At 60.0% G+C, this 15,782-nt stretch carries 13 protein-coding genes; 9 read left to right on the forward strand and 4 right to left on the reverse strand.

The features are described 5' to 3' along the window. Nucleotides 1–109: 109 nt before the first annotated feature. Nucleotides 110–478 (reverse strand): YkgJ family cysteine cluster protein, encoded by a 369-nt coding sequence (locus HU718_RS07485; protein WP_007918504.1) that lies wholly within the window; start codon nucleotides 476–478, stop codon nucleotides 110–112. A 301-nt stretch (nucleotides 479–779) separates the two neighbouring features. Here HU718_RS07485 and HU718_RS07490 point away from each other — a divergent pair, with 301 nt between their 5' ends. After that, nucleotides 780–2,129 carry a spinster family MFS transporter gene (locus HU718_RS07490; protein ID WP_186612606.1) on the forward strand — a complete coding sequence of 450 codons (1,350 nt, stop codon included), beginning with the start codon at nucleotides 780–782 and terminating at the stop codon, nucleotides 2,127–2,129. A 180-nt stretch (nucleotides 2,130–2,309) separates the two neighbouring features. Here HU718_RS07490 and rapA read toward each other — a convergent pair whose 3' ends face one another. Then, nucleotides 2,310–5,156 carry an RNA polymerase-associated protein RapA gene (gene rapA / locus HU718_RS07495; protein WP_137217599.1) on the reverse strand — a complete coding sequence of 949 codons (2,847 nt, stop codon included), beginning with the start codon at nucleotides 5,154–5,156 and terminating at the stop codon, nucleotides 2,310–2,312. Nucleotides 5,157–5,398: 242 nt separating this feature from the next. Here rapA and HU718_RS07500 point away from each other — a divergent pair, with 242 nt between their 5' ends. The 3 genes from HU718_RS07500 to ccoM all read left to right on the forward strand — a co-directional run bounded on the left by HU718_RS07500 (nucleotide 5,399) and on the right by ccoM (nucleotide 6,275). Continuing rightward, the gene (locus HU718_RS07500) at nucleotides 5,399–5,740 is read left to right on the forward strand and encodes a hypothetical protein (protein WP_003222394.1); all 342 of its coding nucleotides are present in this window, start codon (nucleotides 5,399–5,401) and stop codon (nucleotides 5,738–5,740) included. Between the two features lie 114 nt (nucleotides 5,741–5,854). Continuing rightward, a complete protein-coding gene (locus HU718_RS07505; RefSeq protein ID WP_007918490.1) occupies nucleotides 5,855–6,016 on the forward strand; it encodes a hypothetical protein in 162 nt (53 codons plus the stop codon). Between the two features lie 145 nt (nucleotides 6,017–6,161). Next, nucleotides 6,162–6,275, forward strand: a complete 114-nt coding sequence (gene ccoM, locus HU718_RS29865) for a cytochrome c oxidase subunit CcoM (protein WP_003222396.1) — start codon at nucleotides 6,162–6,164, stop codon at nucleotides 6,273–6,275. 1,200 nt (nucleotides 6,276–7,475) lie between these two features. Here ccoM and HU718_RS07510 read toward each other — a convergent pair. Further along, entirely contained in the window at nucleotides 7,476–8,951 is a 1,476-nt protein-coding gene (locus tag HU718_RS07510) for an inorganic phosphate transporter (protein WP_016982821.1), read from the reverse strand. Nucleotides 8,952–9,325: 374 nt separating this feature from the next. Then, complete coding sequence (locus tag HU718_RS07515; RefSeq protein WP_008080067.1) at nucleotides 9,326–9,526, reverse strand: hypothetical protein; 201 nt, start codon at nucleotides 9,524–9,526, stop codon at nucleotides 9,326–9,328. Between the two features lie 651 nt (nucleotides 9,527–10,177). Here HU718_RS07515 and pcaR point away from each other — a divergent pair. The 5 genes from pcaR to pcaF all read left to right on the forward strand — a co-directional run bounded on the left by pcaR (nucleotide 10,178) and on the right by pcaF (nucleotide 15,762). After that, a complete protein-coding gene (pcaR, locus tag HU718_RS07520) occupies nucleotides 10,178–11,020 on the forward strand; it encodes a pca regulon transcriptional regulator PcaR (protein WP_007917109.1) in 843 nt (280 codons plus the stop codon). A gap of 294 nt (nucleotides 11,021–11,314) precedes the next feature. Beyond that, nucleotides 11,315–12,661: a 4-hydroxybenzoate transporter PcaK gene (gene pcaK / locus HU718_RS07525; RefSeq protein ID WP_095119182.1), complete on the forward strand. Its 1,347-nt coding sequence runs from the start codon at nucleotides 11,315–11,317 to the stop codon at nucleotides 12,659–12,661. 262 nt (nucleotides 12,662–12,923) lie between these two features. Next, nucleotides 12,924–13,781, forward strand: a complete 858-nt coding sequence (locus HU718_RS07530) for a CoA transferase subunit A (protein WP_064393052.1) — start codon at nucleotides 12,924–12,926, stop codon at nucleotides 13,779–13,781. Further along, nucleotides 13,781–14,560: a CoA-transferase subunit beta gene (locus tag HU718_RS07535; RefSeq protein ID WP_095049151.1), complete on the forward strand. Its 780-nt coding sequence runs from the start codon at nucleotides 13,781–13,783 to the stop codon at nucleotides 14,558–14,560. The genes HU718_RS07530 and HU718_RS07535 overlap by 1 nt, the downstream gene beginning before the upstream one ends. Next, complete coding sequence (gene pcaF, locus HU718_RS07540) at nucleotides 14,557–15,762, forward strand: 3-oxoadipyl-CoA thiolase (protein ID WP_186612608.1); 1,206 nt, start codon at nucleotides 14,557–14,559, stop codon at nucleotides 15,760–15,762. Before HU718_RS07535 ends, pcaF begins: the two co-directional genes overlap by 4 nt. Nucleotides 15,763–15,782: the final 20 nt, after the last annotated feature.

A 15,782-nucleotide genomic window follows, 5' to 3' on the forward strand; every position in this document is an offset into this window, starting at 1 on the left:
ACGCAGGCGAATGACTGGAGTATAGAGGCGGTTTTAGCCGTGTAAGGGGTAGTGGCACATTGGCGCTAATGATTTCGGCATTAGCGTCATAGCGATTGGCGCTAAAGGCTCAAGCGATCTGCTCGAAAGGGATTTGCGCCCAGTCCGGTTGCAGCGGCGGCAAGCCGAAACGCGCGCGGGCCTTATCGCAATCGACATTCTGTTCGCCGTTTTCCCATGACGATTCGAATTCACGGCAGGGGCTGGAGCGCAATTCATAAATCGAGCACTTCACCTCGCTGCCGACTTCGCCGACCAACGCCGTGCAGCGCGGCGATTTGCAGTCGGTGCCGTTCATCGCCACCCGGCTGGGACTGATCTGCGTGACCAGTTCATCAGGCACCGTGCCGCCGGAAGATGAGCACTCACCCCAAAAGAAAGACACGCGAAAATGGGAACAGCAGGCACCGCAATTCAGACACGGACTGACTTCAGACATGGGCGAGGGTATCAAAGGGATTGATCGGGAGATCCGGACGGATCCGGCGGCCATTCTAGGCTTTGCCGCAGACTTGGGAAGGGGGGCGTGAAACTATTTTTTTGTGGCAAGGTTTTGCCGCAAAAGCCCCGGTTTTCGGGGGATTGCAGGCTTATCAAGGGCTTACGTTTCGTTACAGTGCCATGGGCCGATATCAGGCAGACGAATGATCACAGACAGCCTCGGCGCGGCTGACTAGATTGCAGGTTCCGGGCTCGGATGCGTTGGCAGTGAAGCCCCATAACAATAAAGAGACGGACCCATGCAGAACTCGACCCAAGCGGCGAATGCCTGGCGCATTCTGTTCCTGCTGTTCCTCGCCAACCTGTTCAACTTCTTCGACCGCACCATTCCGGCGATCATCATCGAACCAATCCGTATGGAATGGCACCTCAGTGACTTTCAACTGGGTATCGTCGGTACCGCATTCACCATCGTTTATGCCATTGCCGGCCTGCCCTTGGGGCGCATGGCCGATACCGGTTCGCGCAGTAAACTGATGGGCTGGGGCCTGGCAACGTGGAGTGCGCTGACGGCGGTCAACGGTCTGGTCGGCAGTTTCTGGAGCTTCCTGATCGTGCGCATGGGCATCGGCATCGGCGAAGCCAGTTATGCGCCGGCGGCCAACTCATTGATCGGTGACTTGTTTCCGGCGCATCGTCGGGCGCGGGCGATGGGCATTTTCATGCTCGGTCTGCCGCTGGGCCTGTTGCTGGCTTTCTTCACCATCGGCTGGATGGTCAAGGCTTTCGACAGCTGGCGTGCGCCGTTCTTTATTGCAGCGGTGCCGGGTCTGCTTCTGGCGATTTTCATGTTCTTTATCAAAGAGCCGAAGCGCGGGGCGGCGGAAACCGTTCAGGTTTCGCAAGAGAAAGTCGACAAGCCGATCCGCCGGATTCTGGCGGTGCCGACTTTTCTTTGGCTGGTGATGGCCGGGTTGTGTTTCAACTTCGCGACGTACGCCTGCAACTCGTTTCTGGTGCCGATGCTGCAACGCTATTTCCTCATGCCGTTGCAGGAAGCGGCGGTGGCGACCGGGATCATTGTTGGTGTGACCGGGCTGGTCGGCTTGACCCTGGGTGGCTGGATTGCTGACAAGATTCACCAGCGCGTGGCCAACGGGCGGTTGTTGTTCGCCGCGTTCAGTCTGATTATTTCGACGTTGTGCACGGCGTGGGCGTTGCATTCGGGGCGGATCGAGATTGGTGTGTTTGTCGCGGTGTTCAGTGTTGGTTGGCTGTTTGCCTACAACTTCTACACCTGCGTTTACACGGCGATTCAGGATGTGGTCGAACCACGTTTGCGGGCGACGGCGATGGCGTTGTTCTTTGCCGGGTTGTATCTGCTCGGCGGTGGCTTGGGGCCGGTGGTGGTGGGGGGCTTGTCGGATCATTTTGCGCATACCGCGATGGCGGCGGCGGGGGCTGAGCAGATGACCGAGGCGTTCAAGGCAGTCGGGCTGCATGATGCGATGTACCTGATTCCGGTGGCGCTGTTTTTGACCATGGTCTTTCTGTTTCTGGCGGCGCGGTGTTTTGTGCGCGATGCGCAGCGGATGAAGGAGGGGTTGGTTGCGGTGGTTGAGCCAGAGGTTGCTGCGGCGACGGCATGATGATCGTTCCCACGCTCTGCGTGGGAACGCAGCCCGGGACGCTCTGCGTCCCTTTCCGGAGCTGGAACGCGGAGCGTCCCCTGAGGCATTCCCACGCAGAGCGTGGGAACGATCTACGGCAAACAAAAAAGGCCCGCATCGCTGCGGGCCTTTCTGTTTTCAGCGCTGGAGCGGGGCGGTTTAGCCCGCCACCAACACCCGAATCGCTTCCAGTCGCAACGCCGCTTTATCCAGCATCGCCAGACCCTGCTCACGTTGTTCACGCAACGCCACCAGTTCGCTGTCACGCACGGTCGGGTTGACCGCTTGCAACGCGGTCAGGCGCGCCAGTTCTTCGTCGGTGTCGGCCGCCAGACGGCGACGGGCCTCGGCCACGCGCTCGGCGTGACGCGGGGCGATCTTGTCTTCACCGGCGTTGATCCGTGGCGTCAGCTGATCGCGCTGGGCCTGGATGAACTTGTTGGCGCTGGCGCGTGGCACGCTTTCCAGTTGATCGTTCAGCGTTTCGAACGAGACGCGTGGCGACAGATCGTTGCCATTGGCATCGAGCAGGCAGCGCAGAGCAGCTGGCGGCAGGTAACGGCCCAGTTGCAGCGAACGCGGCGCCACCACTTCGCTGACATACAGCAGCTCAAGCAGCACGGTGCCCGGTTTCAACGCCTTGTTCTTGATCAGCGCGACGGCGGTGTTGCCCATCGAACCGGACAGCACCAGGTCCATGCCGCCCTGCACCATCGGGTGTTCCCAGGTGATGAACTGCATGTCTTCGCGCGACAGCGCCTGGTTGCGGTCGTAGGTGATGGTCACGCCTTCGTCGTCGCCCAGAGGGAAACTGGCGTCGAGCATCTTCTCGCTCGGCTTGAGGATCAGGGCGTTTTCCGAATGGTCTTCGCTGTCGATGCCGAACGCGTCGAACAGGGTTTCCATGTAGATCGGCAGGGCGAACTGATCGTCTTGCTCGAGGATGTCCTCGACCAGCGCTTCACCTTCGCCGGCGCCGCCGGAGTTGAGTTCCAGCAGACGGTCACGACCGGTGTGCAGCTCGGCTTCCAGACGCTCACGCTCGCTGCGCGCTTCGTCGATCAGCGCTTGCCACTCGCTGTCGTCGGCTTCTTCGAGCAACGGCAGCAGGCGCGGGCCGAACTGATGCTGCAAGGCGTTGCCGGTCGGGCAGGTGTTGAGGAACGCGTTCAGTGCTTCGTGGTACCACTGGAACAGGCGCTCTTGCGGGCTGGTTTCCAGGTACGGCACGTGCAGTTCGATGATGTGCTTCTGGCCGATCCGGTCGAGACGACCGATTCGCTGCTCGAGCAGGTCCGGGTGCGACGGCAGATCGAACAGCACCAGGTGGTGAGCGAACTGGAAGTTGCGACCTTCACTGCCGATTTCCGAGCAGATCAGCACTTGTGCGCCGAACTCTTCGTCGGCGAAGTACGCGGCGGCGCGGTCACGCTCAAGGATGTTCATGCCTTCATGGAACACCGTGGCCGGGATGCCGGAACGCACGCGCAGGGCATCTTCCAGGTCCATCGCGGTTTCGGCGTGGGCGCAGATCACCAGCACTTTGGTGCGCTTGAGCATTTTCAGCTGATCGATCAGCCACTCGACGCGTGGGTCGAATTTCCACCAGCGCTCTTCTTCGCTGGCGTCCGGTTGCGCCTGGAAGCTGACTTCCGGGTACAGCTCGGCGTGTTCGCCCAGCGGCAGTTCGAGGTATTCGTCCGGGCATGGCAGCGGGTACGGGTGCAGTTTGCGTTCCGGGAAGCCCTGCACGGCGGCGCGGGTGTTACGGAACAGCACGCGGCCAGTGCCGTGGCGATCAAGCAGTTCACGCACGAGGCGCGCGCTGGCTTCGGTGTCGCCATCGTTGACCGCGGTCAGCAGCGCTTCGCCTTCGTTGCCGAGGAAACCCTGAATGGTTTTGTGCGCTTTGGCCGAGAGACGGCCCTTGTCGAGCAGCTCCTGAACGGCTTCGGCCACCGGGCGATAGTTGTCGCTCTCGGCGCGGAAGGCGGCCAGGTCATGGAAACGGTTTGGATCGAGCAGACGCAGACGGGCGAAGTGGCTGTCCTGGCCGAGTTGTTCCGGGGTGGCGGTGAGCAGCAGCACGCCCGGGATGACTTCGGCGAGTTGTTCGACCAGCGAGTATTCGGCGCTGGCCTTTTCTTCGTGCCAGACCAGGTGGTGCGCTTCGTCGACTACCAACAGATCCCAACCGGCAGCGAACAGTGCGTCTTGCGCCTTCTCGTCGTCGACCAGCCACTCCAGTGCAACCAGCGCCAGTTGGGTGTCTTCGAACGGGTTGGCGGCATCGCTTTCGATGAAGCGTTCTTCGTCGAACAGCGCAACCTGCAGGTTGAAGCGGCGGCGCATCTCCACCAGCCATTGGTGCTGGAGGTTTTCCGGGACGAGGATCAGCACGCGGTTGGCGCGGCCCGAGAGCAGTTGGCGATGGATCACCAGACCGGCTTCGATGGTTTTACCCAGACCCACTTCGTCCGCCAGCAGTACGCGTGGTGCAATGCGGTCGGCAACTTCACGGGCGATGTGCAATTGGTGCGCGATCGGTTGCGCACGCACGCCACCCAGGCCCCAGAGCGAAGATTGCAACTGGCGGCTGGTGTGTTCGAGGGTGTTGTAGCGCAGCGAGAACCACGCCAGCGGGTCGATCTGCCCGGCGAACAGACGGTCGCTGGCCAGACGGAACTGAATGAAGTTCGACAGCTGGGTTTCCGGCAGGGTGACGGCTTCGTTCTGCCCATTGAGACCGTGATAGACCATCAGCCCGTCGACATCGTCGACTTGCTGCACGGTCATCTTCCAGCCTTCGAAGTGGGTGATGCTGTCGCCCGGCGAGAATCGCACGCGGGTCAGGGGCGCATTCCGTAGCGCGTACTGGCGGGTTTCGCCAGTGGCCGGGTAAAGCACGGTCAACAAGCGGCCGTCCTGTGCCAGAACGGTGCCTAAACCAAGCTCTGCTTCGCTGTCACTGATCCAGCGTTGCCCCGGTTGATACTGCTGCGCCATGCTGCCTGACTCCCACCTTGAAAAAGCGGGCTATCTTAACGGAATGAGGGCTTCAGGGCCAAAGGATTAGGAGCAGTTGCGAGCTTTTAGCTGCAAGCTGCAGGTCGAAGCAGGCGGCGGTCATGCGTCGGTTTTACGAGAGAACAGGGCACCGGTGAGTGTTAACCCGGTCACAAGTTTGCGACCGACGGCTCAAGGCGCCTTTGCCGCAGCCGATAGCCTGCTGACAGGAGACCCTTTATATGTTGCCACCGATGCTCCCCCTGAGCGCTGTGCCGATCACTTCCCAGCAGGATCCGATCCGCCAGCGGCCGGACATTCCTCCGGTGGTGCCGGTGCAGGAAAGCTCCAACGAAAGCACGATCGATCTGCAAAAGCGCGATCCGGAAGAGGATCGATTGCTGGCGCGCGAAGAACAGCGCCGTCAGCAAGAACGTGATCGCCGTCGCCGCGAAGCCGATGAAGATCCCGAAGAGCATCTGGCCGTGCCTGGCACCGAACTGAATGCCGACAACACCGTGCCGGTGGTTCCGCTGATGGAAGATCAGCCGCGTCAGGGCTTGTGGGTCGATATCGAGATCTGAGTCGTTGTACCGCGTGGGACTCGCCGGCTGGTCAGCGCGCGGCTGAGGCTGCATTATTGGCGCAGTCCTGCCGGTGATGTGGCAGTTGTGATTCTTTCAAGTGATGCTGACGCCATGAGCCAAGACGACAAACTGATCGACCTCAGCACTGAACGCGCCAAGCGCGTGCACGATATTAAAGAGAAGCGCCTGAACGAAGTGCGCCAGGCTTTCGAGCAGGCGATGCCGTTGGGAAAAGCCAAGAAAAAGTCGAAAAACAAGCCGAAAAAGCGTTGATCTTCCCCTGCATCCGTTGATGCAGGTCAGTTATTTTCCCTCCTTTACTCTCCTTCGTTGCTGGTATTGATCCCGGTCAATTTGTGCGCCTGTGTGTTTGGTAACTTAGTTCCATCGCAGCAGAGCAGGGGCCAGGAGGCCAGTCATGTTTTTCGATAACGTGGTGTTTGCCGGGGTCCTGACTGTAGGGCTGATGGTTCTGTTTTTTGCAGGGTTTGGATTTTTTATCTGGAAGGATGCGAATAAGCGCAAGAAGTGATTCTTCTGGATTGATGAGCACGCAAGGCATTTTGGGGCGACTTCGGTTGCCCCTTTTTTTTGACTTGGCGGCCTGTGGGCCGACCATGTTGTGGGTGGGCTTTGTGAATACCCGTTGCTGCGGTAACGGCGGCTTAGGGTTCCGCCCTTACGGCGGGTCACTTTTTCCAGACGCCGAAAAAGTAACCAAAAAGGCTTGCTCCTACGTGCGGCCCGCTCGCTGGGGCTCGGGGTTCCTTCGCTGCGGGATCGATCCGGGCGCAGCGTCTCCGGTTTGCTTCGCTGCACCTCCTCTCGCTGTGTTTGGCTGCGCCAAACGGTCGCTGCGCTCCCACGCCCGGATCAATCCCTCCACTCAGCCTTCCGACGTCGCCCGTGGATCAAGATCAAGAGCAGGCGAGCTGACACTCGGCCTATTGAGTGGTGAAGAGCGGGTGTTCGGCTTTGGTTCGGTGTTGGATTCGCCCCTCACCCCAGCCCTCTCCCGAGGGAGAGGGAGCCGATTTGTGAGCTTTTCAGAATCTGAGTTCAACGTGGTATCGCACGTCGGCGTACCTCCCCCAAACACCGCGGTCAGTCCCCTCTCCCTCCGGGAGAGGGCTAGGGTGAGGGGCTCTTGATCTGATTCAGAATCTGAGTTCGGCTCGGTATTTCATGTCGGCGTAGCTCTCCCAAACACCTCGATCAGTCCCATCAATCGAGGGAGAGGGGGCAGATTTTTGTGCTTTTCAAAGCCTGAGTTCAGCGCGGTATCGCACGTCGGCGTACTTCTGCCAAACACCTCGATCAGTTACCTCTCCCTCCGGGAGAGGGCTAGGGTGAGGGGCTCTTGATCTGGCTTTTGATCTGGCTTTTTTGCCCCATCGGCAGGCCGAGCGTAGGTGTTCATCCGGGGGGAGGCGCGTAGCGCCGTGCGGCGAAGCCGCATACATCGAGAGGAGGTGCAGCGAAGCAAACCGTAGGCGATGCCCCCGGATGGACACCGTAGCGAGGGAACACTGAGCCTCAGCGAAGTGCCGTACGCCAGGGGCAAAGCCTTTTGCTTACTTTTTGGCGTTTGAAAAAGTGAGTCGCTGTAAGAGCGAAACCGCCAGCGGCAACTACCGCAGCAACGGATATGCCCCCAATCCAATCCCAAAACCCCAAACACAAAAAAAGCGCGATCCTCTCGAATCGCGCCTTTCTCATGTCCCGCTATCTATCAGCTACCCAGCGCCTTCGACGCCAGCCAGAACAACCCAGCCGATAGCGCAACCGTCGCCGGCAAGGTCAACACCCAAGCCAACAGAATGGTGCGAACCGTGCCACCCTGCAGGCCGCTCTTGTTAGCAACCATGGTGCCCGCCACGCCCGAGGACAGAACGTGCGTGGTCGACACCGGCAGGCTGAAGATGTTAGCCATACCGATCAAACTGGCCGTGGTGATCTGCGCCGACATGCCCTGGGAATAGGTCATGCCCTGCTTGCCGATCTTCTCGCCAATGGTCAATACCACGCGTTTCCAGCCAACCATGGTGCCCAGGCCCAGAGCCAGCGCGACCGCCAGAATCACCCAGAACGGCGCGTATTCAGTGGTGGTGGTCAGGTCTTTGCGCAGCTTGTCGAGGTCAGCCTTTTCACGGGCTTCCAGGCCAGGCAGCTTGCCAACCTTTTTCGCAGTGTCGTCCAGGCACAGCAGGTAGCGACGAACCTCCACACGGCTCTCCGAAGACAGCGAGTGGTAGTCCGCTACGCCTTTAAGCGTGTGCAGCAGGGCGGTGATGGTCGGTTCGGTCTGCTGCGGGTTGCAGCGGAATTTCTCCGGCAGGTCGCCTTCAACGCTCTTGCCCAGGGCCAGGAATTCACCCAGCGAATCGGCATTGCGTTGGTAGAACTGGCTCAGGTGCAGGGTCGCATCGCGAGTGCGTTCGATCTGGTAGGTGGTGCTGTTCAGATCGAGAACGAACTGCGCAGGCACGATACCAATCAACACCAGCATGATCAGGCCGATGCCTTTCTGGCCATCGTTTGAGCCGTGCACGAAGCTCACGGCCATGGCCGAGATCACCAGTACCAGACGGTTCCAGAATGGTGGGTGCTTCTTGTCGTCGATCTTGCGGCGCTGTTCCGGCGTCTTGTGCATCTTCGACAGCGGGCGCCACCATTTCAGGCCGATCAACACCAGCGCGGCGATCAGGAAGCCGGCCATCGGCGAGAACACCAGCGAGGCGCCGATGTCGATCGCTTTCTGCCAGTTCACGCCGTCAGCCAACGGGATATCGTTGATCAGGGCATTGGCCAGGCCGACACCGAGGATCGAGCCGATCAGGGTGTGTGAGCTGGACGCCGGGATACCGAAGTACCAGGTGCCGAGGTTCCAGGTGATTGCCGCGGCGAGCAACGAGAACACCATCGCCAGGCCATGGCCGGTGTTCACGTTGATCAGCAGTTCCACCGGCAGCAAGTGGACAATGGCATACGCCACGCCAACGCCACCCAGCAGCACGCCGAGGAAATTGAACACACCGGAAAAGAACACTGCCAGATGAGGCGGCATGGCTTTGGTGTAGATAACAGTGGCTACCGCGTTAGCGGTGTCATGAAATCCATTGATGAACTCGAAGGCGAGGACAAACGTCAGGGCGAGCAAGAGGCTCACAAGCACCCAAGCATCCAGTCCGCTGAATAAATCGATCATGAAGGTTTTCTGACCCGGTCGTAAGGGGGCGCGATTATGCCAGAAAAGACTGGAAATCGATGCCCTACCTGCTCATCGGTTACGCACTTCTTCGATTTAATTTGTTGCAGCACATGAAAACCTAGCGTTTTGCATGGTTTTTCAAGTCATTGATTTTGTTAGTAAAAGCATTGTTTTGCAGGTAATTTCGGCCATGCGCAAGGGTCTCAAACGCTTGTCTGAAATATCTGTGAAACGTGTAGGACGCCCGTCCTCAGTCTGCCAGACCGGTTGATGGCCGCTGCCCGCGGGTAGCGGGCGCGCAAGGCATCGTCGTTCCACCGCGCTCGTAGCCGGTATGGACGCAAACCTTCAAAAGCAACGAACACCGTCGCTCAAGGCTCTTCGGCTTTGAGTTCCTTTTCGATCTTTTCGATTTCTTGCTTGAAGACCTGATCCTGAACGGTCGGGCGTTTACGCCACGCTTTGCGTTCCGGTTCGGGCTGAGCGGCGTAGGTGGTGACTTCCCCGCCGTAAACTTCCTTGTAACGTTGTTCCTGGCGCTCAAGTTCCGCGCGCAGTTCGTCTTTCGTCACAGTGCTACCTGTATGAGTTGAGTTAAGTGTCTGGTGAAACGCACTGCAACGAATCGATTGAACGAAGCCACCGAGCATCCAACACCCGGACAGGCATTGGTGTAATCGGTGGGGCGATCAAGACTTCCGTGTTACAGGCGGCTACGGCACCAGATAAAAACTGACGCAGCATCAGTTTCCTGTTTCAGCGAGCGCAGGCGTTGCATGAATGATGCGCGTCAGGCGCTGGCCGGGCTGTTGGCGATGGACATCGCCGCAGCGAGTGAAAACCTCGACGATAAAAAAACGAGGTGCCACTGAGGTGCATTATAGCGGTCGATTCGGGAATGACTATCTTTGCCAAGTTAAAAACGGTTCTGGATGTGTGATTGTTTTGTGACTCGCAACTTTTGTCGCTAGTTGCAGTGCACGCTGGCCCTTATTTGCCGTGCGATCAGTTTTTGGCGTCATTTAGTCGAACAACTTAGGCGGTGATTCAAATAACGGCCGAAGTTGCCAACCCCGGAAAGGGTTTGAGGCGACCTGCACAGCTGATTGCGATTATCGGTCGGCGGTTCGATAATCGCCCAATCTTGCAGGCCCGACGCTTGTGCATTGGTCGGCAAGCCGTTTGTATAGCCCATTGATCCGTGCCGTATAGAAGGACAAGAAATGAACGATCAAATGCGCAACTCTTTCACCTCCGTGGCGCCGCCGATCGTCGCCTCACCGGCCAAACGCATCCAGGCGCTGACCGGTGATCCGGACTTCATGACCTCGCTGGCCCGTGGTCTGGCGGTGGTGCAGGCGTTCCAGGAGCGTAAACGCCATCTGACCATCGCCCAAATCAGTCACCGCACGGAAATTCCCCGCGCCGCCGTGCGCCGTTGCCTGCATACCTTGATCAAACTCGGCTACGCCACCACGGACGGTCGCACCTACTCATTGCTGCCCAAAGTACTGACCCTCGGCCACGCTTATCTGTCGTCGACGCCGTTGGCAGTATCCGCCCAGCCGTACCTCGACCGCATGAGCGAGCAACTGCACGAAGCCTGCAACATGGCCACGCTCGAAGGCGACGACATTCTCTACATCGCCCGCTCGGCAACCACGCAGCGGCTGATTTCGGTGGACCTGTCGGTGGGCGGTCGTTTGCCGGCGTACTGCACGTCGATGGGGCGGATTCTGCTGGCAGCACTCGATGACACATCGCTGCGTGAATACCTCGATCACGCCGAACTGGTCGCCAAGACCAGCCGCACGATTCACACCCCTGACGCGCTGCTCGAATGCCTGCAGGAAGTGCGGCAGCAGGGCTGGTGCATCGTCGATCAGGAACTGGAACAAGGCCTGCGTTCGATTGCCGTGCCGGTCTATGACGCTTCCGGCCAGGTGGTCGCGGCGCTCAACGTCAGTACCCACGCCGGTCGCGTCAGTCGCACCGAGCTGGAGCAGCGCTTCCTGCCGGGCCTGCTCAGTGCCAGTCGCGACCTCAGTGCACAGCTGTTCGCCTGATGAAGCTGTTCGATAAACGCACAGTGTTGCGTTTATCGAATTGACGCTAAAACCCTCGGATCATTAATGTCGCGGCAGCGTCATCCGGCGCTGATGTGAATGAGCCCGCCGGACTGTCGACTCCCATAATAATGACAAGAGGCAACTCACCATGCGCACGCTCTCCGACTGTCTCCGCTCCACCCGCTGTTGCCGGGTTTCCCGCAACGCCTGATCCAGACCTTCTATTCTTGTGACCGTGCCGCGTTTTGGCCGGTCGCCGTTCGACTGCGTTTTTTGCGTGGAATAAAAATAATGAACCAGCCTCAGTCCGCTGTGGGTAACTGCCTCGACGTGCAGACCTTCATCAATGCCCAACCGATCTCGCGCTATCAATGGCGGGTGGTGATTCTGTGTTTCCTGATTGTCTTTCTCGATGGCCTCGACACTGCCGCGATGGGCTTCATTGCCCCGGCGCTGTCGCAGGACTGGGGCATCGACCGCGCCAGCCTCGGCCCGGTGATGAGTGCTGCGTTGATCGGCATGGTTTTCGGTGCATTGGGTTCCGGCCCGTTGGCTGACCGCTTTGGACGAAAAGTCGTACTGGTGGGCGCTGTGGTTCTGTTCGGCGCCTTCAGCCTTGCTTCGGCATACAGCACTAACGTTGAACAACTGCTGGTGCTGCGCTTCCTGACCGGTCTTGGCTTGGGCGCGGGGATGCCGAACGCCACCACACTGCTCTCGGAATACACCCCGGAGCGCAAGAAGTCGCTGTTGGTGACCAGCATGTTCTGCGGCTTCAACCTGGGCATGGCCGGTGGCGGGTTTATTTCCGCCAAGCTGATTCCGGCGTTCGGCTGGCACAGCCTGTTGCTGATTGGCGGGGTTCTGCCGTTGATCCTCGCCGTGGTGCTGCTGTTCTGGCTGCCGGAATCGGCGCGTTATCTGGTGGTGCGCAATCGTGGCACTGACAAAGTGCGCAAGACCCTGGCACCGATCGATCCGGTCACCGTCGCTCAAGCCTCCAGTTTCAGCGTGCCGGAACAGAAAACCGTCAAGGCACGTAACGTGTTCGCGGTGATTTTCTCCGGCACTTACAGCACCGGCACCTTGTTGCTTTGGCTGACCTATTTCATGGGCCTGGTGATCGTTTACCTGCTGACCAGTTGGCTACCGACGCTGATGCGTGACAGCGGCGCGAGCATGGAGCAGGCCGCGTTTATCGGTGCGTTGTTCCAGTTTGGCGGGGTGTTGAGCGCGGTGGCGGTGGGATGGGCGATGGACCGCTTCAATCCGCACAAGGTCATCGGCATTTTCTACCTGTTGGCCGGGGTGTTTGCCTACGCGGTTGGGCAGAGCCTGGGCAACATCACCTTGCTGGCGACCTTGGTGCTGGTCGCGGGGATGTGCGTGAACGGTGCGCAATCGGCGATGCCGTCGCTGGCGGCGCGGTTTTATCCGACGCAGGGGCGGGCGACTGGCGTGTCGTGGATGCTGGGGATTGGCCGCTTTGGCGCGATTCTCGGCGCGTGGATGGGCGCTACGTTGCTGGGGCTGGGCTGGAATTTCGAGCAGGTGTTGACGGCGTTGGTGATTCCGGCGGCGTTGGCCACCACAGCGGTGGTGATCAAGGGCATGGTCAGTCATGCGGATGCGACCTGATATTTCGATGTAAAGCGAAAAGATCGCAGCCTTCGGCAGCTCCTACATGTGAACGCGTAACCCTGTAGGAGCTGCCGAAGGCTGCGATCTTTTGCAGGCAACACGAACCGATAGGCTGACAACAATCTGTTCGATAAACGAACACTCAGTCGATTATCGGATTGTTTGGCGATTTTCCCAGGCTTAATCTGCAGTGACTCCGGCGCTGAACCTCGCGCCTTTTTATCACTGGCGATTCATTACAAAAACAGGAGCCCGCTCCATGGCTGAGATCCTTTCGCTGCACGACGCGGTGAAGCAATTCGTCAACGACGGCGACACCGTCGCACTCGAAGGCTTCACTCACCTGATCCCTACGGCCGCCGGTCATGAAATCATTCGTCAGGGCAAGAAAGATCTGACATTGGTGCGGATGACGCCTGACCTGATCTACGACCAACTGATCGGCGCCGGTTGCGCACGCAAACTGATTTTCTCCTGGGGCGGCAACCCGGGTGTGGGTTCGCTGCACCGTCTGCGCGACGCGGTCGAGAAGCAATGGCCGCACGCTCTCGAAATCGAAGAGCACAGCCACGCCGACCTGGCGAATGCCTACGTCGCCGGCGCTTCCGGCCTGCCATTCGCGGTGCTGCGTGCTTACGCCGGCTCTGACCTGCCGAAGGTCAATCCACTGATCAAAACCGTGACCTGTCCGTTCACCGGTGAAGTGCTGGCGGCGGTGCCGTCGGTGCGCCCGGACGTGACCGTGATCCACGCACAGAAAGCCGACCGCCAAGGCAACGTGCTGCTGTGGGGCATCCTTGGCGTACAGAAAGAAGCCGCACTGGCGGCCAAGCGCTGCATCGTCACCGTCGAAGAAATTGTCGATGACCTCAAGGCGCCGATGAACGCCTGCGTCCTGCCGACCTGGGCCTTGAGCGCGGTCTGCCATGTACCCGGCGGCGCACATCCGTCCTACGCCCACGGTTACACCGAGCGTGACAATCGTTTCTATCAGGCGTGGGATCCGATCGCCCGCGACCGTGAGACGTTTACCGCGTGGATCAACGAATACATCCATGGCTGCGCTGACTTCAGCGCGTTCCAGGCCAAGTTGGCCGCTGCTTCGGAGGCCAAGTAATGACTTACACCACCAATGAAATGATGACCGTCGCCGCAGCCCGTCGCCTGAAGAACGGCTCGGTATGCTTCGTCGGTATCGGCCTGCCGTCGAAAGCCGCCAACCTTGCGCGCCTGACCTCGTCGCCGGACGTGGTGCTGATCTACGAATCTGGTCCGATTGGTGCCAAGCCGAGCGTGCTGCCGCTGTCCATTGGTGACGGCGAACTCGCTGAAACCGCTGACACTGTCGTACCGACCGGTGAGATTTTTCGCTATTGGTTGCAGGGCGGGCGCATCGACGTCGGTTTTCTCGGCGCCGCGCAGGTCGACCGTTTCGGCAACATCAACACCACCGTGGTTGGCGATTACTTCTCGCCGAAAGTGCGCCTGCCGGGTGCCGGTGGCGCGCCGGAAATTGCCGGTTCGGCGAAAAGCGTTCTGATCATCCTTAAACAGTCGGCGCGTTCGTTTGTCGACAAGCTCGATTTCATCACCTCGGTCGGTCACGGCGAGGGCGGCGATTCGCGTAAACGTCTGGGCCTGCCGGGCGCCGGTCCGGTCGGGATCATCACCGACCTGTGCATCATGGAACCGGAGGAGGGCACCCACGAATTTGTGGTCACCGCACTGCACCCGGGCGTGACCCGCGAGCAAGTGGTCGCGGCCACCGGTTGGGCGATCCGTTTTGCCGACAACGTCGAGAGCACTGCGCAACCGACTGAAGTCGAACTGACCGCGCTGCGCGATCTCGAAGCGCGCACCGCCGCCGCCCACGGTCAGGCACCGGGAGAAGCATGATGCGTGACGTTTATATCTGCGACGCGATTCGCACACCCATTGGCCGTTTCGGTGGCGGACTGTCCGCCGTGCGCGCCGATGACCTGGCCGCGGTGCCGATCAAGGCCCTGATGGAACGCAATCCATCGGTGGACTGGAGCGCCATCGATGAAGTGTTCCTCGGTTGCGCCAACCAGGCCGGCGAAGACAACCGCAACGTCGCGCGCATGGCGCTGCTGTTGGCGGGCCTGCCGGACAGCGTGCCGGGCGTGACGCTCAATCGTCTTTGCGCTTCGGGCATGGATGCGATCGGCACGGCGTTCCGAGCGATTGCCAGCGGCGAGATGGAACTGGCGATTGCCGGCGGCGTCGAGTCGATGTCCCGCGCACCGTTCGTGATGGGCAAGGCTGACGCGGCGTTTTCGCGCAACATGAAACTGGAAGACACCACCATCGGCTGGCGTTTCATCAACCCGTTGATGAAAGCGCAGTACGGCGTCGACGCGATGCCGCAGACTGCCGACAACGTCGCCGACGACTATAAAGTCTCGCGCGCCGATCAAGACGCCTTCGCTCTGCGCAGCCAGCAACGTACCGCCGCCGCGCAGGCTGCCGGCTACTTCGCCGAAGAAATTGTTGAAGTACGGATTGCCCACAAGAAGGGCGAAACCGTGGTTAGCCAGGATGAACATCCGCGCGCCGACACCACGATTGAAGCGCTGACCAAGTTGAAACCGGTCAACGGCCCGGACAAAACCGTCACCGCCGGCAATGCCTCCGGCGTCAACGACGGTGCCGCTGCGCTGATTCTGGCTTCCGCCGAAGCCGTGAAAAAACACGGCCTGACCGCCCGCGCCAAAGTGCTCGGCATGGCCAGCGCCGGTGTCGCGCCGCGGGTGATGGGCATCGGCCCGGTGCCAGCGGTGCGCAAATTGATCGAGCGCCTCGGCGTAGCGGTCAGCGATTTCGACGTTATCGAACTCAACGAAGCGTTTGCCAGCCAAGGCTTGGCGGTGCTGCGGGAACTGGGTCTGGCGGACGATGCCGCGCAGGTCAACCCGAACGGTGGCGCTATTGCCTTGGGTCACCCGCTGGGCATGAGCGGCGCACGATTGGTGCTGACTGCCCTGCATCAGCTGGAAAAAACCGGTGGCAAGAAAGGTCTGGCGACCATGTGCGTCGGTGTCGGCCAAGGTCTTGCCCTGGCCATCGAACGCGTCTGACGCAAGCCGTGACGAAAAAG

Source organism: Pseudomonas tensinigenes (assembly GCF_014268445.2).
Lineage (GTDB): Bacteria > Pseudomonadota > Gammaproteobacteria > Pseudomonadales > Pseudomonadaceae > Aquipseudomonas > Aquipseudomonas tensinigenes.

Coding starts and splice junctions, on each gene's coding strand:
- HU718_RS07490 (WP_186612606.1), top strand. CDS start 780: ATGCAGAACTCGACCCAAGCGGCGAATGCCTGGCGCATTCTGTTCCTG.
- pcaR (WP_007917109.1), top strand. CDS start 10,178: ATGAACGATCAAATGCGCAACTCTTTCACCTCCGTGGCGCCGCCGATC.
- HU718_RS07505 (WP_007918490.1), top strand. CDS start 5,855: ATGAGCCAAGACGACAAACTGATCGACCTCAGCACTGAACGCGCCAAG.
- pcaF (WP_186612608.1), top strand. CDS start 14,557: ATGATGCGTGACGTTTATATCTGCGACGCGATTCGCACACCCATTGGC.
- HU718_RS07530 (WP_064393052.1), top strand. CDS start 12,924: ATGGCTGAGATCCTTTCGCTGCACGACGCGGTGAAGCAATTCGTCAAC.
- HU718_RS07510 (WP_016982821.1), bottom strand. CDS start 8,951: ATGATCGATTTATTCAGCGGACTGGATGCTTGGGTGCTTGTGAGCCTC.
- ccoM (WP_003222396.1), top strand. CDS start 6,162: ATGTTTTTCGATAACGTGGTGTTTGCCGGGGTCCTGACTGTAGGGCTG.
- HU718_RS07535 (WP_095049151.1), top strand. CDS start 13,781: ATGACTTACACCACCAATGAAATGATGACCGTCGCCGCAGCCCGTCGC.
- HU718_RS07485 (WP_007918504.1), bottom strand. CDS start 478: ATGTCTGAAGTCAGTCCGTGTCTGAATTGCGGTGCCTGCTGTTCCCAT.
- rapA (WP_137217599.1), bottom strand. CDS start 5,156: ATGGCGCAGCAGTATCAACCGGGGCAACGCTGGATCAGTGACAGCGAA.
- pcaK (WP_095119182.1), top strand. CDS start 11,315: ATGAACCAGCCTCAGTCCGCTGTGGGTAACTGCCTCGACGTGCAGACC.
- HU718_RS07500 (WP_003222394.1), top strand. CDS start 5,399: ATGTTGCCACCGATGCTCCCCCTGAGCGCTGTGCCGATCACTTCCCAG.